Source organism: Niastella sp. sgz303648 (genome assembly GCF_059587045.1).
The window spans coordinates 261,855-283,425 of record NZ_JCAPSW010000007.1; the positions used below are offsets into that span (position 1 = coordinate 261,855).

General features: G+C 43.1%; 16 protein-coding genes and 1 pseudogene. 7 read left to right on the top strand and 10 right to left on the bottom strand.

Annotated elements, in window-relative coordinates; all coding sequences use genetic code 11:
* Window positions 1-116: 116 nt before the first annotated feature.
* Together AC59IL_RS21490 and AC59IL_RS21495 are read left to right on the top strand one after the other, a co-directional pair.
* A complete protein-coding gene (locus AC59IL_RS21490) occupies window positions 117-557 on the top strand; it encodes a DUF983 domain-containing protein (protein ID WP_496554255.1) in 441 nt (146 codons plus the stop codon).
* 414 nt (window positions 558-971) lie between these two features.
* The gene (locus AC59IL_RS21495; protein ID WP_496554256.1) at window positions 972-3,251 is read left to right on the top strand and encodes a GH92 family glycosyl hydrolase; all 2,280 of its coding nucleotides are present in this window, start codon (window positions 972-974) and stop codon (window positions 3,249-3,251) included.
* 56 nt (window positions 3,252-3,307) lie between these two features.
* On the opposite strand, the gene AC59IL_RS21500 is transcribed toward AC59IL_RS21495, so the two are convergent.
* The 6 genes from AC59IL_RS21500 to AC59IL_RS21525 all read right to left on the bottom strand — a co-directional run bounded on the left by AC59IL_RS21500 (window position 3,308) and on the right by AC59IL_RS21525 (window position 11,641).
* On the bottom strand, window positions 3,308-3,751 hold the full coding sequence (locus tag AC59IL_RS21500) for a DUF2721 domain-containing protein (protein WP_496554257.1): 444 nt from the start codon (window positions 3,749-3,751) through the stop codon (window positions 3,308-3,310).
* Between the two features lie 234 nt (window positions 3,752-3,985).
* Window positions 3,986-5,824: a tetratricopeptide repeat-containing sensor histidine kinase gene (locus AC59IL_RS21505; RefSeq protein WP_496554258.1), complete on the bottom strand. Its 1,839-nt coding sequence runs from the start codon at window positions 5,822-5,824 to the stop codon at window positions 3,986-3,988.
* 155 nt (window positions 5,825-5,979) lie between these two features.
* Entirely contained in the window at window positions 5,980-6,624 is a 645-nt protein-coding gene (locus tag AC59IL_RS21510) for a response regulator (RefSeq protein WP_496554259.1), read from the bottom strand.
* A gap of 326 nt (window positions 6,625-6,950) precedes the next feature.
* Entirely contained in the window at window positions 6,951-8,540 is a 1,590-nt protein-coding gene (locus tag AC59IL_RS21515) for a DUF1501 domain-containing protein (RefSeq protein ID WP_496554260.1), read from the bottom strand.
* Between the two features lie 19 nt (window positions 8,541-8,559).
* Entirely contained in the window at window positions 8,560-10,254 is a 1,695-nt protein-coding gene (locus tag AC59IL_RS21520) for a DUF1800 domain-containing protein (RefSeq protein ID WP_496554261.1), read from the bottom strand.
* A gap of 208 nt (window positions 10,255-10,462) precedes the next feature.
* The gene (locus AC59IL_RS21525; RefSeq protein WP_496554262.1) at window positions 10,463-11,641 is read right to left on the bottom strand and encodes an acetyl-CoA C-acyltransferase; all 1,179 of its coding nucleotides are present in this window, start codon (window positions 11,639-11,641) and stop codon (window positions 10,463-10,465) included.
* 335 nt (window positions 11,642-11,976) lie between these two features.
* Between AC59IL_RS21525 and AC59IL_RS21530 the strand changes: the two genes are divergently transcribed.
* Both AC59IL_RS21530 and AC59IL_RS21535 read left to right on the top strand, forming a co-directional pair.
* Window positions 11,977-13,095 (top strand): quinone-dependent dihydroorotate dehydrogenase, encoded by a 1,119-nt coding sequence (locus AC59IL_RS21530; RefSeq protein ID WP_496554263.1) that lies wholly within the window; start codon window positions 11,977-11,979, stop codon window positions 13,093-13,095.
* A gap of 175 nt (window positions 13,096-13,270) precedes the next feature.
* A complete protein-coding gene (locus tag AC59IL_RS21535; protein WP_496554264.1) occupies window positions 13,271-14,194 on the top strand; it encodes a TerC family protein in 924 nt (307 codons plus the stop codon).
* 109 nt (window positions 14,195-14,303) lie between these two features.
* On the opposite strand, the gene AC59IL_RS21540 is transcribed toward AC59IL_RS21535, so the two are convergent.
* From AC59IL_RS21540 to dnaB, 3 genes and pseudogenes are all read right to left on the bottom strand, one after another.
* Complete coding sequence (locus tag AC59IL_RS21540; protein ID WP_496554265.1) at window positions 14,304-15,029, bottom strand: RsmE family RNA methyltransferase; 726 nt, start codon at window positions 15,027-15,029, stop codon at window positions 14,304-14,306.
* 52 nt (window positions 15,030-15,081) lie between these two features.
* Window positions 15,082-15,285, bottom strand: a pseudogene (locus tag AC59IL_RS21545) (type II toxin-antitoxin system RelE/ParE family toxin); the annotation flags it as partial.
* A 277-nt stretch (window positions 15,286-15,562) separates the two neighbouring features.
* Entirely contained in the window at window positions 15,563-17,134 is a 1,572-nt protein-coding gene (gene dnaB / locus AC59IL_RS21550) for a replicative DNA helicase (RefSeq protein WP_496554266.1), read from the bottom strand.
* Window positions 17,135-17,856: 722 nt separating this feature from the next.
* Here dnaB and AC59IL_RS21555 point away from each other — a divergent pair.
* From AC59IL_RS21555 to AC59IL_RS21565, 3 genes are all read left to right on the top strand, one after another.
* Complete coding sequence (locus AC59IL_RS21555) at window positions 17,857-18,105, top strand: hypothetical protein (RefSeq protein ID WP_496554267.1); 249 nt, start codon at window positions 17,857-17,859, stop codon at window positions 18,103-18,105.
* A 327-nt stretch (window positions 18,106-18,432) separates the two neighbouring features.
* Window positions 18,433-20,871, top strand: a complete 2,439-nt coding sequence (gene pheT / locus AC59IL_RS21560; RefSeq protein WP_496554268.1) for a phenylalanine--tRNA ligase subunit beta — start codon at window positions 18,433-18,435, stop codon at window positions 20,869-20,871.
* 41 nt (window positions 20,872-20,912) lie between these two features.
* Window positions 20,913-21,200 carry a hypothetical protein gene (locus AC59IL_RS21565; RefSeq protein WP_496554269.1) on the top strand — a complete coding sequence of 96 codons (288 nt, stop codon included), beginning with the start codon at window positions 20,913-20,915 and terminating at the stop codon, window positions 21,198-21,200.
* A gap of 10 nt (window positions 21,201-21,210) precedes the next feature.
* Here the strand turns inward: AC59IL_RS21565 and AC59IL_RS21570 are convergent, their stop codons facing one another.
* A complete protein-coding gene (locus AC59IL_RS21570; protein WP_496554270.1) occupies window positions 21,211-21,465 on the bottom strand; it encodes a hypothetical protein in 255 nt (84 codons plus the stop codon).
* Between the last annotated feature and the right edge of the window lie 106 nt (window positions 21,466-21,571).

Consider the following 21,571-nt stretch of genomic DNA (forward strand, 5'->3'; position numbering starts at 1 on the left):
TAGGTGAACTGCACCTGAAGAACTACAAACCACAAACCTAAAACCACAAACTTTTAAACTATCTTTGCGGCTCATCAACTCAAGTGCGCATGCCCGCTTCATCCAAACCCAATTTCATGTGGAGCATTTTTACCATGAAATGCCCCCGTTGCCGCAGAGGATCCATGTTCAACAACAACAATCCATGGAATCTGAAGAAGGTGTTTGATATGCCGAAGCATTGCAAAGAATGTGGTCAGCCTTTTGAACTGGAAGTAGGGTTTTGGTATGGTACCGGTTATGTTAGCTATGCGCTGTCTGTTGCGCTTTCTGTAACCAGCTTTGTTGCCTGGTTTGTTCTTATAGGCATGTCAACAAAAGATAACCGCTTCTTCTGGTGGCTGGGTCTCAATGTTGTACTGCTTATTGTAATGCAACCCTGGATCATGCGTCTCAGTCGTGTTATATACCTGTATTTCTTCGTTAAGTACGATCCCAATTATAAAAGTACCGGTGTAAAAAAATTCGATTACGAAACCGGCTCCTATTACGAAGGCGAAACCCCCAAACAGCAATAACGCTACTTCCATTATAATTTTTAAACCCCGGATTTTTATTCGAATGGCTCTGCCGTAAGGCCAGCCCATTGCATCAATTTTTCGTTCTGCTTATTTTACTGCTGAAAAACTTTAGCAGCTGAACAAAAAAATTCAGCTGTAATACACAGCTCATTTACTACACCAGCAAAGGCAATATTCACCGCATAATAGATTAAACAAAAACATAATAACAGGTGTAATTTTTACAATTACATTGTTTTTACTGCATTACAGGCGAAAAGCGCCTGTTCTTTTAACAACAAACTTTAATGCAAAAAAAGTTTTGCATTTGTTTATATAGTGCAGTATTCGTTATTTAGTACCGTTAGTCAGAAATACCGAAGCCGCTTATACCTTCCTTTTCGTCAGACCTTACTAAAACAAAATTTTCACATGAGAAATTGCTTTTTGTCACTATTCCTGTTACCCTTATCTGCTTTTGCCCAACAAAATGTTATTCAGTATGTGAATCCGTTGATCGGAACCCAGCGCATGGGACACACTTTTCCCGGCGCTACCGTTCCGTTTGGTATGGTTCAGTTAAGTCCTGATACAGATACTATTCCTTATGAAATGAATGGCAAATACAATACCGATGTATATAAGTACTGTGCGGGGTACCAGTACGACGATAAAACGATTGTAGGCTTTAGCCATACGCATTTCAGCGGCACCGGCCACAGCGATCTGGGCGATTTTTTGATAATGCCTGCTGCCGGCCCGCTTCAACTGAACCCCGGCACTGCAGCAGATCCCAAAAGCGGCTATCGCTCTGCCTTTTCACATGCCAATGAAAAAGCCGAAGCGGGTTATTACAAGGTAAAGCTCGACGATGATAATATTACTGCCGAATTAACGGCTACCACCCGCGTAGGATTTCATCAATATACTTTTCCCAAAAGCAATGAAGCCCATATTATTTTCGATTTAATGCATGGCATTTATAACTACGACGATAAGGATGTATGGACCTTTATACGGGTCGAAAACGATACCCTGGTTACAGGCTACCGCCAAACAAATGGCTGGGCCCGTACCCGCACTGTATACTTTGCCATGACATTCTCGAAACCATTTGTAGCTTATGGCTGTAAAGATTTCAGTAAAAAACAGGTATACCGCGGCTTCTGGCGCAAGTTCGATCAAACCAAAAACTTTCCCGATCTGGCAGGCAAACAACTGCGCATGTATTTCGACTTCAATACAGAAGCTGAAGAAAAAATAAAGATCAAATTTGCTTTATCTTCTGTTAGCACCGAAGGCGCATTGCTTAATTTAAGAACCGAATTGCCCCACTGGGATTTTGATAAAACCAAACAGGAAGCACAGGCGGCCTGGAATAAAGAATTGAACAAAGTAGTGATCGACGCTTCTGAAGCTGAAAAGCAAAATTTTTATACAGCCATGTATCATGCTTTTCTGGGCCCTACCGTTTATATGGATGCAGATCGCCGCTACAAAGGATTAGATCAGAACATTCATACGGCCACTAACTTTACCAACTACACTACTTTTTCATTATGGGATACTTACAGGGCCCTGCACCCGCTTTTTAACATTTTGCAACCCACCCGCAATGGCGATATGGTAAGCAGTATGCTGGCGCATTACGACCAAAGCGTGTTAAAGATGTTGCCCATATGGAGCCATTACAACAACGACAACTGGTGCATGAGCGGTTATCACAGCGTTTCGGTTATTGCAGATGCTATTATCAAAGGCAATACTTCATTCAATGCTGTCAACGCATTACAGGCTTGTGTTACCACCGCCTCACATAAAAGTTATGAGGGCCTGGGATATTATATCGACAAAGGGTTTATCCCCGACGAAAAACTGGGCACATCGGCCTCTACCACGCTTGAATATGCCTTTGACGACTGGTGCATAGCACAGGCAGCCAAAAAGCTGGGCAAACAGGATATATATGATGAGTTTACAAAACGTTCGGCCAATTATAAAAACCTGTACGATGCATCTGTTGGTTTTATGCACGCCCGTAAAGAAGATGGCAGCTTTAAAAATGAATTTGATGCACTGAGCACGCATGGACAGGGTTTTATTGAAGGCAATTCATGGAATTACAGCTTTTTTGTTCCGCACGAACCCAATGAGCTGGTGACCTTAATGGGTGGTAAAAAGAATTTTTCAGCCAGGTTAGACACCCTGTTCACCATGTACCTGCCCGATAAATATTTTGCCGAAACAGAAGACATTACCCGCGACGGTATTATTGGAACCTATGTACATGGCAACGAACCAGCCCATCATGTTGCTTACTTATACAACTTTGCCGGACAGCCCTGGAAAACACAACAACGCGTAAGAATGATCCTGAAAAATCAATATAAGCCTGCTCCTGACGGTTTAGGCGGTAACGATGATTGCGGACAAATGAGCGCCTGGTATCTTTTTTCAACGCTTGGCTTTTATCCGGTAGCGCCAGGCTCGGTTGAATACCAGTTGGGAAGTCCGGCCATCAACAAAGCCGTCATTCAGCTTGAAAATGGAAAAACGTTTACGGTGGAAGCCATCAATCAAAGCGATAAAAACGTATATGTGCAAAAGGCCATGCTCAACGGAAAGCAACTTGCCCAACCGGTTATTACCCACAACGACATAATAAATGGAGGCTCATTGGTTTTTTATATGAGCGATAAGCCAAAGAAATAAAAGCTTGATAATAAGGTGTGCCACACTTCAAAAGTGTGGCACACCTATTATTGCACCTACTCTTCTTTATCATCTTTCAATTTTACACCAAATAAATTCGAACGGGTTAATTCTTCCATATCGCTCAAAGCTACTTCAAGCGCCCTTGTACTAAGTATTATTTCAATAAGTGAAAGAATAAGAGAAACAACAAACGCTATGATGCTAAGGGCAAAAATAATATAGGCTGCAGTATTCCACCCTTTGAAAATGCAAAACATACACACCACACAAAATAAAAAGCTTATTACCCCAAATGCCTGCATGGATCTGATAAGCCGTATACGGGCACGCAGGTTACGTATCTGTTCAACAATATGTTTTTGATTGGGATCTGTCTTGTATTTTTCGTGCAGGGTTCTTATAAGAGTGGCAAGCGCCAGAAAACGATTGGTATAAGCCAGCATCAATAATGAAATAGCAGGGAATAATAAAGCAGGTGTAGTAATAGATAACTCCATATATTTCGGGATTTCGGAATTTTTGGATTTTGTGATTATATGAAATTCGGAGTCTTTAATTAAATCTCAAAATCCCTGAATCTATAAATCAGAAATACAAAAAAGCCCCGCCGATGGCAGGGCTCTCTAATCCTATTAATGTGGGTTAGTAAGTCCCATTAAATAATAACGTTAAAATACGCTTATTATTATGCACTACCTAATCCGCTTTTATGGGTTATAGCCACCGGTATTCTATTTCTTCAATGTTACAGTAAATAAAGAACCTTTCCCCGGTTCACTTTCACATGAAATTTTGCCGTTTAGTTCTTCTACAATCCTTTTTACGATAGATAGTCCAAGACCATTCGACATTTCACCATCTGTTGGCTGCGATGATATCTTGCTGTATTTCGAAAACAGGTAAGGCAGTTCTTCCTTATCTATGCCAACGCCTTCATCGCGTATTTTTATGCTTATGGCATCCAGTTCATCACTGATATTGATCCATACGTTTTTGCCCTGTGGCGTATACTTAATGGCATTTGAAAGCAGGTTCTCACATATGCGGCTAACAAGGTAGCGATCGCTCATTATATGCATTTCTTTTCCAAAAAACTGTGCATTCAGCTTAATGTTCTTTCGGGCAGCCATTGGTTTAAAATTTTCAATTACTTCTTCGGCAAACAACTTCATATCAAAATTCTCAAGCTGCATTTTATGATTACCGATATCGGCCTTCTCAACATCCAATATTCGCCTGATCATTTTTTCGCCATATTCCCCGGCCTGAATTATGCGGCTCATGGCTTTTCTTTGTTCGGCGGTAAAATGATCGCTTTCGTTTTGCAACACCTGCCCCCATATCTGAATGGTAGCAAAAGGTGTATTCAGGTCGTGCGATACAATGCTGATCAGCGAGTTCTTTTCATAATTTAACTCCGACAGCTTTTCGTTTTGTTGTACAATCAGCTCATTGGTAGCCTGCAGGCGCCGGTGGGCATTTCGCTTAATAACAAATCCTACGGCAATCAAAATCCCTATAATGGCCAAAGCCAGCGCTATCAGCGCCAGCTCTCTCGTTCTGATGGTTTCCTTTTCGATTTTCTCCTGCAACAGTTTATTTTCCGTCTCCCGCTCACTTGCATGAAACCGCTCCTGCAAACCGGCAATGGTTTTATAGGTATCGCTGTGCAGAATAGCCGTATCCAATGCATACCAGTTTTTCATATACTGATAGGCTTTGCTGTAATTACCCCGGTATTCAAATAATTTGGCCAATATGGAATAACTATCGGCCTCTTTGCTTTTTGAATTTAACCGCTGCGCCAGCTGCATGGCGCCCTGAGCATAATGGCCGGCCGAATCGAACTGATGCTTTTCAATATATACATCGGCCAGATTAAGCATAGCTACCCACAAACCGTTCAGGTTACTATCACGCGCATGTGTTTCGAGGTTACGCCTGAAATACGGCAAGGCATCATCAAATTTCTTTTCTTTAAAATATAAGTTACCGAGGTTATTATAGGTGCTGGCCAGGTTAATACGCCCCTGCTGCTCCAATGGCTTTCCTAACCGAACCGCTTTATATAACAATAAACGCGAGCTATCGTATTGCTTTAACTGCGTATATATAACGGCGAGATTGTTGTAGGTATTGATCAGAGTTGGAATTTTGCCGCTTTGTTCCGACATACGGGCGCATTGCATATAAAACTGCTTTGCCTTTTCGGGTTCCCTGATTGAAAAATAGGCAATGGCCAGATCGCTCAATGCAACCATTTCATATTCGGGCGCATGAATTTTTCGCGAGGCTTCGAGCGACTGCAAATAGTATTCAATGGCCTTTTCATAATTATTGCTCAGGTCTTCGTATATCCCTTTTAAACGAAGCGACAATACATCGCCTTTGTTGTATTGCAGGCGTTCAGCTTCCTTTGCTATGTATTCGGCATAGTAATGAATAGAGTCGATCTTATCCTCAGAAAAATCAAGGCATCGGTCGTACAAGCTTTTTAACTGAGCAGTATCGACCTGTGCATATGAGCATGCGAATCCCAACAAAGCCCCTAATAGCAGGAAGTATTTCAATAGTATCCTTGAATTGAAATAGCAAATTAATGGTTTTTACTTATTATGTCAACCCCATTAATCCCGGCTTATTTACCGTTTGTTGAAGTGAGAAGAGAAAACCCTAAAATATTTTCGGCATAATGCCCCCTTTAGGTAGCAGGGGGTAGGCGGCTTTAATCAATTAACTTATTTTTCAGGGCGAACTTAACCAGGCCTACCGTATTGTTTACGCCCAGCTTTGCGATGAGGTTCTTGCGGTGAGTTTCGACCGTGCTAACGCTCAGAAAAAGCTTTTTTGCAATTTCTGAATTACTGTATTCTTTGCAAATGAGCGTAAGTACTTCTATTTCGCGTTTTGATAATATTTCATCAACCTTTTTGTCTTCGATAGTAACCGTATTTCTGAAGTCCTGGTTGGTATCGAGAATATTTATTTCCTTACTGAAGTATTTTTTGCCTTCGGCTACTGTTTCAAGCGCTTTTGTAAGTTCGGTGATGTTGGTATTTTTTAAAAGGTAGCCCTGTATATCATATTTGAGCAGTTTATGAATATAGCGGGTGCCGCGCATTATGGTAAGGTAAAGGATCCTGAGCGAAGGTTTAATTTCCCGGATCTTCAGTAACAGTTCTTCTTCTCCTATATCGGGCAAATGCACGTCGAGCAGCAGAATGTCGATGTCCTGATCGGGTAACTGGTTCAACAAGCTTTCTCCGGTAAATGCCGAGCCCGTAACCTGGATGCCCGGCTGTTTATTCAATAACAATACCAGCCCTTCCAGGTATAATTCATGGTCATCTGTGATAAAAACCTTAAGCATAATAAAATTGGCAGACCGGGAGGTTCGGGAATAATCATACAGGTGTACCGGTCCACGGCAAATTAAACTATTAAAGAATGATAACAAAAAACAGGCCTTTCCCTAAAAATAAATCATGCAAAGCAAAACAATTTATATAAACTCAGCGCTATTTCTTCAATAAATCTCTTTTTAAAAACTTTTCTGTTGCCCTTTTTTTGTCTTTAGCAGGTCGTTGGCGTGCCGGTTTGGCGTCGCTTTGGGCTATCAAACCAGGGGAAAAACATAAAAAAGCCTTCCCGCTGAAGCGGGAAAGCCCTTTAATATACGGATTAAACTTTTCTACGTCAGCGTGTCTTCAGCATTGGCCGAACCTGCTGGGTACTGCCGTTTTGAAAACGGGCATAATAAACACCCAACGGCAGGCCATGCCCTTCGAATGTTACAGTATAGGTACCGGATGTATATACTTTATCGGTTAGTGTTTTGATTACCCTGCCCAATGGGTCAATTACCTGCACCAGGGTATGTCCGCCTTTTGTATTAAAGGTGATGTTGGTATTTTCAACAAACGGATTGGGATAGTTAACGATCAGTTGTTCGCCATCGCCCCTTATCACATCATCAACACCCGTGCTGCCGCAGGCAGCATTAATAGCTATGGGAATGTTCTGGAAGTTTTTAAGCATAATGGTTTGCAGATCGGTATCATTCACACAGAACCATTGCTTAAGTATCGATGCGTAAATACTTCGGAAATCGTATTGAAAAGGAACGTTATCGTTTGATGAAGCGCCGGTAGGAATAGCAGGATTGGTTCCGACTATACCGGGTCTTACATTCTTACCAAACACAAATACCGGTGCAGCCGCTCCGTGGTCGGTACCCAAACTTGAGTTTGATTTAATACGGCGGCCAAATTCCGAAAAGGTCATACCAATAACTCGGTCTTCGATACCCAGGCCTTTTAAATCATCCATAAAACTTTTAATAGCGTCTGAAACACGGGCCATCAGTTTGGCATGTGAACCCACCGTGGTATCGGCAGCCTCTACCTGGCTCGAATGGGTATCAAATCCACCGGTACTCACCATGTACACCCTCGTTTTCAATCCTCCCTTCACCAGGCGGGCAACAATGCGCAATTGTTGTGCAAGGTCGTTGTTGCCGGGATACGACCCTTGTGAAGTAACTTTTGCAGCAGCGGCTCTGATTACGTTACTGTACTGTTCGGTTTGTCCCATCACCATTCTTATGTAGGCCAGCTCTTTACCCCAGGGCGTATTGGGAACCGGATCTCCCACGTTATCGAGAAAATCATAAAAGCTTGTAGGGTCGCTGATAGTCATACCCATACCTACTACAGGGCCCTGTAACGCAAGTGAAGATACCGAACCGATTTGTATGGCCAGCGGGTCGGGCATTTGCGCTGTTGGATACCCGTTTGGATAGTTGGGAAACTCAACATTAAGATAGCGGCCGATCCAACCGCTGTTAAGCACCTGGTTCGAATCGGAAGCGGTCATCCATATATCGGTAGCCCTGAAGTGCGAGAAGTTGGGTGAAGGATAACCTACCGCCTGTACAATAGCTAATTTATTTTCGTTATACAGCGTTTGCAAACCGGTCATGCTGGGATGCAAACCTGTTTTTGAGGTGCCGTTTAAGGCAAGAATTTTATTTTGGGCGATCGCTATATTTGAACGGGCATTGTAATAAGCTGAATAGGTATCAATGGGTATAACCATGTTTAATCCATCGTTACCACCATTGAGCTGGATCATTACCAGCACTTTGTCGGTGTCGGTGGTAGCGCCCATTAAAGCTTGTACCAGGGGCGATGCATTGGTGAAGGCTTTTACCGAAAAGCCATTCAATATTGCTGGCAACGTTACAGATGCAGGCAAGGTTTGTTTAAAAAAATCTCTGCGCTTCATAAGACGGGTGTTAAAGTGTTTAAGCTAATTGATACTCGGCCAGGTTCATCAAATACTTGTACAGCGTTTGCAGGCGGGTGTATACTATATTATACGCTGTCATATCGGTGGGAGCGCCGATGTAAGCATTCCAGGCGTTGGTCCAATAATAATCCTGCACCTGTCCGCTGAGCAATATCTGCGTTTTGATGGTTGCCTTCAACGTATCCGAAACCGGCACACGGTACAATAAATCCACTGCCGCATTGATCAGGGCATTGGGATCGCCGGGAGCGGTTTGTGCCTGGGGCATTAATTTTTTGGTAAACTCAACCGGATCAATGATAAGCTTTATATTATTGCGCATATACCCGTTAACGATAAGCTGATCGATAAAACGCTCACGTTTGGGCATTGTATCAGAATTGATCCACATTTCGTAAAACATGGGAATCTGGTAATAGGCAGGCCATCCCGATACGCTTGGCGGATCGGCGATACTTTGCTGCATCATAACAGCCTCGCTATGCAGGTAATCCCACATGTTGTATTGATTGGCATAGTCGCTGCTATCGGGGAAAGTCACCTGAAATTCGCGCATCATCATAATGATCATTTCAAGCGGACTTTTAATAAGGCAACCCTGGTTCAGCGGATCAAAGAAATGTTCGCTTTTTAATAAGGTGGCCAGCACGGGTTTAATTTCCCAGCCGCCATCGCGAAACTGTTGCGCCAGTGGTTTTATAACATTGGTTATCGTATCTGCATCAATTGTGTAATAACAAAACCATGTGTACAATTTTTTTACAATAAACTCCGATACCTCTACACTTTTACTGAAGATCATGTTAAACAAATCATCCAGTTCGGCATCTGCTCCTGCAGCATCGGTTCGGCCGGCAATTGTGGTACCGTTATAGAAAGAAGAAAAAGTTTTACTGGTTTTATCATGATCTGCCGGTTTGAAAAAGATGGTTTCATCATCTTCCTTAATACGCCAGCCGGTTAATACTTTTGCTGCTGTTTTTACATCATCTTCGGTGTAGTTGGGATTGTTTTCTTTTCCCAGTGTAAACAGTTCCTGCAATTCACGCGCATAGTTTTCGTCGGGTGCAGTGGCCGTATTCAGGTAACCATTGAGGTAACGCAACATGGCAATGTTAAGCGTTACATCTTTCACCAGTTTTTTAAAATTACCAACTGCGCTTTGCCGTAATAAGGTGCTGTACCGGTATCCGTAGGTACCTCTTTCGTACGTGGCGGTTTCGGTTGAAAAATGATTGTGCCAGAACAGCGTCATTCTTTCACGAATGCTTCTGTCCTGATTGATCATTGTTCCAATCCACCACGACTTTAATGATTCAACCCTGCGGCCGTTGGCTGTACCATCGGCAGAAACAGTATTCACCCAGGTAGCGCCTGTGGCTACACTAATATCGCCATCGGCTGCATCGATGTCGGTATTATCATAATTTTTTAAAGGAGGTGCGGGCAAATCGGTGGGAACTGTCAGTAATGCATCAACTGCCTGTGAAGGCGACATGGCTAAAAAATAATCGATGTCTGCTTTCTGGGCTCCGAACATCGTTCTTTTCAATAGGTGTGCTACTTCTTTGGTTGTCCAGGTACCTGAGTAAGGATTCAAACCCGAGTAAACCTGGCGCAAGCCGGCATAAGGCTTTGAAGAAGGAGCCGCAGCTCTTCTTTTCAGCGTGAAGAATTCTCTTCTATCCATAAGGTTGATTTTGGCAGATTGCTTCAGGTAGTCGGCCTTATGACTACACAAAACCATCTAATTATGGCGAACACCAAACAAAAATGTTGCCATATGATGTAATGGGGGAAAACTACAATGCAGCCCAAGTGCCTGATAGTAAGAAATTTACCCCAAAAAAAAGCTGCTTCTTTTTGAGAAGCAGCTTTATACATAACACGATTTATTACTAATTAATATTTTCTATAATTCCTGCAATTCCCTGTCCGCCACCCACACAAGCGGTAACTATACCATACTTTTTGTTCAACCGCTTCAGATCATTTGTTATTTGTATGGTTAATTTGCAACCGGTACAACCCAAAGGATGACCTAATGCAATAGCGCCGCCATTAATATTAACGATATCAGGATTGATGCCGAGTTTTCGTATAACTGCTATAGCCTGTGATGCGAATGCTTCATTTAATTCAACAAGATCGATCTGATTAAGATCCATCGATGCCTGCTTTAATGCTTTAGGTACGGCTTCAATCGGACCAATACCCATAATACGTGGATGTACACCAGCCGATGCACAGGCCACCAGTCGTGCAATTGGTTTTAACCCCAGTTCATTCACCATTCTTTCGCTCATTACAATTACAAAAGCAGCCCCATCGGAAGTTTGCGACGAATTACCTGCAGTTACCGATCCATTCACAGCAAATACAGGTTTTAATTTTGTAAGCACGTCGATGCTTGTATCTTTTCTGGGACCTTCGTCAGTATCAACAACAAACGTTTTAGTTTTCTTTTTATTATTTTCATCGAGGTATACTTCCTCAACGGTAATGGGCAGAATACCGCTTTTAAAATATCCGTTCGAAATAGCATTGATCGCTTTCATGTGCGACTGGTACGAAAAGGTATCCTGGTCTTCGCGGCTAACATTATATTCTTTGGCAACCGCTTCGGCTGTTAAGCCCATGCTCAGGTAATAATCGGGTTCATCTTTCGCAATGGAATAAGCCGGTACGGTTTTCCATCCGGCTGTTGGCACCAGGCTCATGCTTTCGGTACCGCCGGCAACAATGCAATCGGCCAAACCCATACGTATTTTGGCGGTGGCAATGGCAATGGTTTCAAGCCCCGAGGCACAATAACGGTTTACAGTCATGCCGGGCACTTCGAAACCAAGGGCGCGGGCGGCAATGATCCGGCCTACCTGTAAACCCTGCTCAGCTTCAGGCACCGCATTGCCAACAATTACATCATCAACCCGTTTGGCATCGAGTTGCGGCACCGAAGCCATTACTCCTTTTATAACTTCAACTGCCAGGTCATCGGGTCTGTAAAATCTGAAGCCACCGCGTTTTGCTTTTCCCACCGCTGTTCGATAACCGGCTACTATATACGCTTCCTGCATATGAAAAAGTTTTAAGTTTTAAGTAATAAGTTATAAGTATTGAGTTTTCAGCTTTTAAGTTGTTCAGTAGTGAATTGGTTACCACTACCTGTGAACTGCTAAATTTAAAACTTATGACTTTACAACTCATTAGTTGTTTATGCAACCTTCTATATCAAAGGTAAGAATTGCCCCGGTGATGGCAAAACTGCTTTCAAAGGAAGGTTGCCGGGTACCAGTTACCGGTTTCCTGGAACCCGGAATCAGGTAACCGGAATCCGGAATCCGGTAACCGGTGACCAGCCCCTGAAACTTGTAACCTGTAACTGATTTTACAATTATCTTCGCACCGACTTATGTACAACTTACTTCGCCGACTTTTATTTTGTTTTCCTCCCGAAGCAGTACATCATTTTAGTATGAATATGATGAAGCTCGGATGCAATATAGGTTTCATCAGGAAAATAATTACTGCAAAATGTGCCCCCGCAAACGGGTCATTATCCAAAGAACTATTTGGTATCGGGTTTAAAAACCCTGTAGGACTGGCCGCAGGTTTCGACAAAAATGCCCTGTACCTTACCGAACTTGAGGCCCTGGGTTTTGGATTTGTTGAAATCGGAACCGTAACGCCCAAACCACAGGCCGGTAACGACAAACCCCGTTTATTCCGTTTGCCAAACGACAAGGCACTCATCAATCGCATGGGATTTAATAATGATGGTGTTGCCGTGGTAGCTAAGCGATTGAAAGAATGGAAAGAAAAACAAATGGCAATCGGCAATCGGTCCCCAAAAAGTGCGGGAGCAACCGGCGATTCACCATTGACCATAAACCATTCACGATTAATAATCGGAGGCAACATTGGCAAAAACAAAGTAACTCCAAATGAAGATGCGTGGAAAGATTATGAAATATGTTTCCGTGCCTTATTTGATTGTGTTGATTACTTTGTTGTAAATGTAAGCTCGCCCAATACACCGGGATTACGTGAGCTGCAGGAGAAAGATTCGCTTCGTAAAATATTATCGCACCTGCAAACCATCAACCAGCAGGAAAGCGGAACGGAAGCCGAACGAAAACCCAAACCCCTGTTATTAAAGATCGCGCCCGATTTAACCTGGCAACAGATCGACGATGTGATTGACCTCGCCATGGAAATAAAATTAGATGGACTGGTAGCTACCAACACCACCATCAGCCGCGAACAACTGCAAACCGAAAACAACAAACTGCAGGCAATAGGAGCAGGCGGCTTAAGCGGCGCACCTGTTCGCAAACGCGCTACAGAAATTGTTCAATATATACATCAAAAAACCAACGGACAATTACCCGTTATTGCATCGGGAGGTATTTTTACCGCCGGAGATGCGATTGAAAAATTAAACGCCGGCGCTTCACTGGTGCAGGTGTGGACGGGCTTTATATATGAAGGTCCGGGTATTGTGAAAAAGATTGTTGATGGGATGTTGTAAAGTCCGAAAGACGGAAAGACGGTCCGAAAAGATGTAGATCACTGGTTGTGGTTTCTTCAATCTTTTCTGACTTTCCGACTTTACTGACTTTCGGTCTTTCCTGCTGGTATAAAAATTTTATAAAGTTTATTGAAACATCGGGGCATCAGTAGCTACTAATGGGTAACCATCAAAAATGAGGCGTTTGCTTTGTGTAATTGACAGATGGCCATCGAAAACGTTTGCTGTTTCATCCCGCCATAGCGGGACCGTTTCACGACAGCCGCTTATTTTTGAGCCACATAATATTTATACTTCCATCATGCAACAATTGTTTACTGTAGATGCATTCATCAGCTTATTAACCTTAACCATACTTGAAATTGTATTGGGCATCGACAATGTGATCTTTGTTTCTATTTTAATGGGCCGGCTCGATAAACGGCAACAGCTCAACGCACGACGCATTTGGATGGTTGCCGGCATTGCCGTTCGTATAGGGTTATTAATGGGTATAGGCTGGCTGGTGAAAAATGGAAATGCTGAGCTATTTCCCATCCATTTTGGCGCTCAGCGATTTTCTTTTAACCTGCGCAATGTGATTATGCTGGCCGGTGGATTATTCCTTTTATATAAAACCGTAAAAGAAATTCACCACAAGCTCGAAGGTGATGAAGGCATGCTCGAAGCCAATGCCAAAAAAACTTCATTCAGCGCTATTATTGCCCAGATCATTATCATTGATATGGTGTTCTCTTTCGATAGTATTATTACTGCGGTAGGACTGGCGCGTATAATTCAAATCATGATCATAGCCGTGATCATAGCCATGATCATCATGTTCTTTTTTTCTGATAAAATCGCCAACTTCATACACAAACATCCCACACTTAAAATGCTGGCCCTGGCATTTTTATTAATGGTTGGTTTCAGTTTGTTTTTTGAAGGTTTGGAACCGATACATAAAAGCCATATCGATAAGGGATATATCTATTTTGCTATGGCCTTTTCATTTGGTGTAGAAATATTGAACATGTGGATGCGCAAAAGAGCCAAAACACAAAAAACGGTTGAACTGCACGAGCCGATTGTTAAGAAAGAAGAACGGAATACAATTTAGCAATTGGCAATTCGCAATAGACAATAGGCAAGTTTAACCCCAACAGCAATTCCCAATTGTTTATTGTCAATTGTTTATTGTCAATTGTTTATTGTCAATTGTTTATTGCCTACTGCCTACTGCCTACCGTCAACACCACCGCTGCCGCCACCCCCGCCGTTTCACTGCGCAAACGGGTATTACCCAAACTAACAGGCATAAAATAATGGTCGGTGGCAAAGGATATTTCTTCTTTGGTAAAATCACCTTCAGGGCCAATTAAAATAATTTGCGAAGGAAGCGATTCGTTCACCAGTTCGGCCAGATTTTGTTTTGACTCAGGTATACAATGCGCAATAAACTTTTGTGAGGCAGCAATTACATCTTCCTGCTTCAGCAGCTGACCAAAACCAACCGGCTGATGCAGTACAGGTAACCATGCCTGTTGCGATTGCACCATGGCGCTCACCAGTATGCTTTGCATGCGATCGAAACGAAAATGTTGTTTTTCGGTTCGGTCGCAAATCATGGGAATAATTTCGGCAATGCCCAGTTCGGTGGCTTTTTCCAAAAACCATTCGAAGCGGTTGGTATTTTTAAGCAATGAAATAGCAATGCTTGTTTTTCGGTTTGGTTGTTGTATGAACGTTTCGTTCAGCACCTTTACCGTACAGCGTTTTTTATGATCGTCGGTAATTTCTGTCAGCAGCAAAAAACCTTTGCCATTGGTAATATGTAATTGTTCGCCTTTTTTCATGCGCAATACATTCACCACATGCTTTGAAGTATCTTCATCCAGCATAATCTGTGGCTGACCGGCAGCCACATCCGAAACATAAAAAAGCGGCAGGTTCATTGTGTTCTTTTGTGCAAAGTAATAAGAATTTTAAAGCCAGAAATAAGCTAAGTTAAAATGGATTCCCGGGTTTTCTTTTAGTATGAAAAACAGAGTAAACGATTATGGCGTTATTGGCAATTTCAAAATATACAACAAAAGGAAATGATTTCAGGGAAGCTTGTCTGAATACAGACCTTGCAGTTTTATAATGATGTGGGTTTACTGCTAATTTTTGAAATATTGATTCGAGCTCATAAATAAATCGATCACCGAGGCCCGCCGATTGTTGTTCATACTATTTAAATGCCTCAAAAATTTCTTCGTCAGCCGCTCCTCTATGATTAAATGAGATAAATGAAAATGATTAGCCTAAGGCATTGGATCTTATCCCAAACAAAAAAGCCTCCCGTTTCCGGAAAGCTTTTTGATAAGAATAGCAACCTAAAGATTTATAATATCGAATGTTGAATGTTCAATGTCGAATGTTGAAGTGCCTGGTCTCAGTATTCTACTTCGATATTCATCATTCTACATTCGTTATTCGTTATTTTTTAAAACGGAGCTTCATCATCATCACCAAACGGCATATCGTTCATTTTGCTGCCGGCCTGTATGTATAGTTTGGCGCCATCACCACCGGCGGCACCGCCGCCTTCGGTAGGCACCGGCTTCCAGCTTCCGCCACCCATACCCAAACCACTGAAGTCATCGCCTTCAAACTCGGTAAACTTCTGAATATGCAGCAGGGCCTTCAGCTTAATAGTCTCCAGCGAACCGTTACGGTGTTTGGCTATGCGCACGTGCGTTTCGCCTTTATTGCTTTCACCCATTTCATTGCTGGTGATATCATAATACTCAGGACGGTAAATGAACATAACCATGTCGGCATCCTGCTCAATGGCGCCCGATTCGCGAAGGTCACTCAGTTGTGGCATTTTGTTACCATCTTTACGCGTTTCAACCGCACGGCTTAACTGCGACAGGGCTATGATGGGCACCATTAATTCTTTGGCCAGCTGTTTCAATCCACGCGATATCTGGCTGATTTCCTGTTCGCGGTTCGTATTCTTACCGGCGCCACTCATCAGCTGCAGGTAATCGATGATTATTAAACCGATGTTGTGTTTATTTTTTAAACGGCGGCATTTGGCGCGCAGCTCAAAAATATTCAATGCTGCGGTATCATCAATAAAAATCGGCGCCTGCGCCAGCTTTTGAATACCCTTGGCGTACAGTTGCTTCATTTCATAATCTTCCATTTTACCGCGGGAAATCTTCTCGAGCCATATTTCACTTTCGGCACTCAAAATACGTTGTACCAGCTGTGCCGAGCTCATTTCAAGGCTGAAGAATACAATAGGCGTTGGCCGCGAATTGTTCAATGCTGCATTACGGGCCAGGTTCAGCGCAAAGGCCGTTTTACCAACCGCAGGACGGGCGGCGAGGATAATAAGGTCAGAGTTTTGCCAGCCATAGGTTACTTTATCCAGCGTAGGAAAGCCACTGGGCACCCCGGTTATATCTTCGGTGCGGTGGCGCATGTCTTCAATACGCTGAACAGTTTGAACCAATACCGTATCAATGCTGTCAAAGTTCTTGCGCATGTGGTTATTGGTAATTTCAAACAATTTGGCCTCGGCATCGTCGAGCAGGTCAAATACATCGGCGCTGTCTTCATACGCATCGCCGATGATTTCACCGCTGATACGTATCAGTTCGCGCTGTATAAATTTTTGAAGAATTATTTTTGAGTGCGCCTCAATGTTGGCTGAAGAAACAACAGAATTGGTTAAACGGGTAACATAGTAGGGACCTCCTACCATCTCAAGCTCTTCTTTGCTACGCAGCTCTTCAACCACCGTCAAAATATCAATCGGCTGGCTTTTTTGCTGCAGGCTTTGCATCGCGCGGTAAATACGCTGGTGTGCGTCTACGTAAAAGCACTCGGGTTTCAAAATCTCCACGACCGTGTCGAAGGCAGATTTTTCGAGCATAATGGCGCCAAGCACCGCTTCTTCCAGGTCTTTAGCCTGGGGCGGAACTTTGCCGTACACCATGGTACTCAGATCAATAGAGCTACGGCGACGTGCTTTCCGGTCTTTGTTAAGGTTAGTTAGATCCATCTTTAACGACTACAAAAAATTAAACCATTGGTTTGATAAAGTTTTTTACAAAACAGGATTTCTCAAGGTCTGAAGTGCTTTTTTTAGCGTGGTGCCACTTCTTCTTAATACTGCCAACCAATGACGCTTAGGGTTATAGGAGATAAGGTTTATGTTACGAAAATATTATTGCACTGTTACCGCAATGTTACCCCTTTAGGTCAGGACGGCGAATATATACCCCTCTACTGCGCCAAATTTTTTTTTTCCGTTCTATATTTAATCACAGTAATCCACAAATCAATCCACGAAAATAAGGCGCTTATCCACAGGTTGATCAGCATATATCCACAATTTACAAAAGTTTGGCACCCTTGTTAAAACGAAATGCACACATTGTGTGCGAAAGAATTATAGGCAGAATATTTGGTGAAAAGCATGAAAAAATAAGACTCAGGCGGGATGGGAATTTCCGAAATTTACTTAGTGAAAACGCTTATCACTACAGCATTTTCCGGTATTAGCATAGCTGTAACCCCCTATCGTCGGTTGTTTCAGGGGTATTACCTCCTTCAAGCGGGCCATGCGCGTACTTTTCAGCATTTTTTTCAACCCATGGCATAAATTTCGCGTATATATAAAACAGGAAACCGAAAATTAAGCCGTCAAACAAAAAGATCGTTACCGGGTTAAAATATTAACAGACTAACCGTAAATTAGATTCTTTAATTTCAATTCCGACCATGCGTGTATACCAGCTCAGGCATTATGAAGTGATGATGCCGGAAGAAAATAGTGAAGAGGCACAGCACCTGCTGTACTATGAAAGGCTATGTTACGATCTGCTTACGGCACATGCTATAAGTTTTTCGCACGCAGTAGAGGTGATCAGGTTAAAACAGGGCCGGGTTGAGCAACGCCCCGGTCGCATCCACCGCATTTTAAGCGCCGCCGAAATACCCCCGTTTTGCTTTATCGTTTGTAAAAACTGACTTCCCGCGATAGACTACAGATCAGAATGGATAGCTGTTTTAGCAGGGGCCAGCTTCATAGCAGCTTCGTACAAGATTTGTATTTTATCCGAGTCTTGTCCGACTTTCGTCCGGGTTTTGTCCGACTTCAGGTCGGAGAAAAGTCGAACAAAGGTCGATGTGCTTGTGCCTCTATACCTTATGCCTTTATGCCTCGTGTCTTGCTCCCTTTTCCCTCAATCCGTTATCTTTGCTGCCATCTCTGCAAGGCAGTTACCATAAACGGGAGCTACGCCGGCCGGGAAACCACAAACATCAAACTACAAACAACAAACAATACACTGATTCATGACCATTTCGTACAACTGGCTACACGACTACCTGCCTGTAACTATTGATCCTGAGCGCCTGAGCAAATTATTGACCTCGGTTGGACTTGAAGTAGAAAGCCTGGAAAAATATGAAAGCCTGAAAGGCGGTTTACAGGGACTGGTAATTGGCGAAGTGCTGGCTGCTGAAAAACATCCTAATGCCGATAAATTAACTGTTACCAAAGTAAATATAGGTTCGGGCGAACCTCTGCAAATAGTTTGCGGAGCGCCCAATGTGGCTGCAGGTCAAAAAGTAGTGGTGGCTACCGTGGGTGCAACCATCTACCCCAAAAAAGGCGATCCCCTTACCATGAAACTGGCCAAAATCCGGGGTATTGAAAGTCATGGAATGATCTGTGCCGAAGATGAGATCGGCCTCAGCGACGACCATGCCGGAATTATGGTATTGCCTGCCAATGTAAAAGTGGGCATACCTGCAGCTGAATATTTTAAACCTTATTCAGATTGGATTTATGAAATTGGTCTTACCCCCAATCGTATGGATGCTATGAGCCATCGCGGAGTGGCCCGTGATGTGTGCGCTTTTTTATCTTTCCATGATAAAAAAGAAGTAAAGGTAAAGGCGCTGGCTACAGAAGCATTTAAAGTAGATAACTATTCGCTGCCCATTGCCGTTACCATCGAAAATACAAAAGCCTGTCAGCGGTACAGCGGTGTAAGCATAAGCCATGTTACCGTAAAGGAAAGCCCTCAATGGTTGCAGGATAAATTACGCGCCATCGGCCTGCGGTCTATTAATAATATTGTAGACATTACCAATTTTGTATTGCACGAAACCGGTCAGCCCCTGCATGCTTTTGATGCCGGTTTCATTGCCGGTAAAGTGCTGGTAAAAAACCTGCCCGAAGGCACGCCATTTGTTACGCTCGATGAAAAAGAAAGAAAGCTCAGCGCCGAAGACCTGATGATCTGCAACGGCAACAACGAACCGATGAGCATTGCCGGCGTATTCGGCGGGCAACACAGCGGCGTAACCAATGCTACTAAAAGCATTTTCCTCGAAAGCGCCTGGTTCAACCCGGTAGATATTCGCAAAACATCGTTCCGCCACGGTCTTCGTACCGATGCCGCTACCCGTTATGAAAAGAATATCGACATCAGCAATACAGTAAATGTGTTAAAGCGCGCGGCCCTGCTGATCAAAGAACTGGCGGGCGGCGAAATAACTTCTGAAATAATAGATTTATATCCTCAACCGGCCGAAAAATCGCAGGTACTGCTGAAGCACAGCTTCCTGCATAAGCTGAGCGGTAAAACATATAATGCGGCTACAGTAAAAACCATTCTCACCGGGCTTGGTTTCGATATCGTGAAAGAAAGCGCCGATGCTGTACTGGTAGCAGCTCCCTTCAGCAAACCCGACATTCATTTACCGGCCGATGTGGTTGAAGAGATCATGCGTATTGATGGGCTCGACAATGTTGAAATTCCAACCGCGATCACCATTTCACCTTCGGTAGATTCCAACCGCATTAAATACGTTAACCACGAAAAAGCGGCCAACTACCTTGTAGGTTTGGGCTTTAATGAAATTTTTACCAATTCAATTACCAACGCCGCATATTTCAGCGATGATGAACTGCGCCAGGCCGTAAAGCTGCTTAACAACCTCAGCGCCGATCATAATATCATGCGCCCTTCGATGCTGCAAACCGGTTTGGAGGCAATAGCGCATAACCTTAACCGCAAAAACAACGACCTGCGCTTTTTTGAATTTGGTAAAACATACAGTACCGCAGGTCAGGGCGTTTATAATGAACACGAGCATTTATGTTTGTATATTACAGGTCAGGTACAGGAAGATAGCTGGAAAGGCAAAGGCACAGCGGCAGATATCTTTTATTTAAAGGGCATCGTGGCAAGAATATTGCAATTGACTGGCATTTCCAAAGCTGCCTTTACCCCGGCCGGCGAAAAGGTATTCGACAATAACCTGGAAAATGTGCTACAGGTTACTATAAATAAGGATGTTATAGCTGAGTTTGGCCAGGTGAAACAACAGGAGCTGAAACGGTTTGATATAAAGCAGCCGGTGTTTTATGCCGATTTCGACTACGAATTATTGCTTAAATATATATCCGCTACCACTTTAAAAGCAAAAGAACTGCCCAGGCAGTTACCCGTACGGCGCGACCTCGCCATGATAGTACCCAAATCCCTTCCCTTTGCCGACGTTGAAAACACCGTGAAAAAGGTAAAACTCGACAAATTACAGTCAATACAGCTGTTTGATATTTTTGAAAGTGAAAAACTGGGAGCAGGTAAAAAATCGCTCGCGGTTAGCTTTACTTTCCTTGATGAGGAAAAAACACCCACCGATAAAGATATCGACGCTATGATGAATAAAATTATGAATGCCCTGGAAACAACCCTGCAGGCAGAGATCAGAAAATGATGTTTGTGAAGGGTAGGTAAAGCCAGGCTAAAATTTGTTCAATGGAGGGATTACAGGAACAATTAAAACGCATAACCGAAAAGTTGCAACAGGTGGTTCACCGCTATCAGTTGCTGCAAAAGGAGCATGAGCAATTGAACAAAGAGGTGGTCATATTGCGTGATAAAGAAAAAGCCCGGTTAATACGTATTGATGAGCTTGAAATGAAAATGATGGCACTGCAAACCGCTACCGGCCAACTGAATGAAACGGAAAAGAAAGAAGTGGAAAAAAGAATCAACCGTTACATCCGGGAAATTGACCGGTGCATTGCCTTATTAAGCGAATAATAGCTTTTGTTCAAATACGTTTTACGAGGCGCATTTTCATTTCATCTTCCCCCTGTGAAAGTTCCAGGGTGTAAACACCGTATGGCAGATCGTTTAAGCCTTTCCAGGTTACGGTTTTATCACCATTAGGAATGTTTGCTTCGAGGCGGCTGCATTCGTAACCTGTTTCGTCACGTAAAATGGCTTTGATACTGGATTGAAATGGCGCAATCAACTCCAGTGTCAGCGCGTCAATAAAGACGTTCGACCTAAGTTTAGCGAACATGTTAATCGTTTGGTTTTGGTGAGTAATCATAGAATACGAAATTTGAATTAAACCATCCAAAACGATCCTTTGAAGTCCAGAGATATTCCTTTGTGTAATGTGTGTG

Coding starts and splice junctions, on each gene's coding strand:
- AC59IL_RS21495 (WP_496554256.1), top strand. CDS start 972: ATGAGAAATTGCTTTTTGTCACTATTCCTGTTACCCTTATCTGCTTTT.
- pheT (WP_496554268.1), top strand. CDS start 18,433: ATGACCATTTCGTACAACTGGCTACACGACTACCTGCCTGTAACTATT.
- AC59IL_RS21565 (WP_496554269.1), top strand. CDS start 20,913: ATGGAGGGATTACAGGAACAATTAAAACGCATAACCGAAAAGTTGCAA.
- AC59IL_RS21515 (WP_496554260.1), bottom strand. CDS start 8,540: ATGAAGCGCAGAGATTTTTTTAAACAAACCTTGCCTGCATCTGTAACG.
- AC59IL_RS21520 (WP_496554261.1), bottom strand. CDS start 10,254: ATGGATAGAAGAGAATTCTTCACGCTGAAAAGAAGAGCTGCGGCTCCT.
- AC59IL_RS21490 (WP_496554255.1), top strand. CDS start 117: ATGTGGAGCATTTTTACCATGAAATGCCCCCGTTGCCGCAGAGGATCC.
- AC59IL_RS21530 (WP_496554263.1), top strand. CDS start 11,977: ATGTACAACTTACTTCGCCGACTTTTATTTTGTTTTCCTCCCGAAGCA.
- AC59IL_RS21555 (WP_496554267.1), top strand. CDS start 17,857: ATGCGTGTATACCAGCTCAGGCATTATGAAGTGATGATGCCGGAAGAA.
- AC59IL_RS21570 (WP_496554270.1), bottom strand. CDS start 21,465: ATGTTCGCTAAACTTAGGTCGAACGTCTTTATTGACGCGCTGACACTG.
- AC59IL_RS21500 (WP_496554257.1), bottom strand. CDS start 3,751: ATGGAGTTATCTATTACTACACCTGCTTTATTATTCCCTGCTATTTCA.
- AC59IL_RS21510 (WP_496554259.1), bottom strand. CDS start 6,624: ATGCTTAAGGTTTTTATCACAGATGACCATGAATTATACCTGGAAGGG.
- AC59IL_RS21540 (WP_496554265.1), bottom strand. CDS start 15,029: ATGAACCTGCCGCTTTTTTATGTTTCGGATGTGGCTGCCGGTCAGCCA.
- AC59IL_RS21525 (WP_496554262.1), bottom strand. CDS start 11,641: ATGCAGGAAGCGTATATAGTAGCCGGTTATCGAACAGCGGTGGGAAAA.
- dnaB (WP_496554266.1), bottom strand. CDS start 17,134: ATGGATCTAACTAACCTTAACAAAGACCGGAAAGCACGTCGCCGTAGC.
- AC59IL_RS21535 (WP_496554264.1), top strand. CDS start 13,271: ATGAGGCGTTTGCTTTGTGTAATTGACAGATGGCCATCGAAAACGTTT.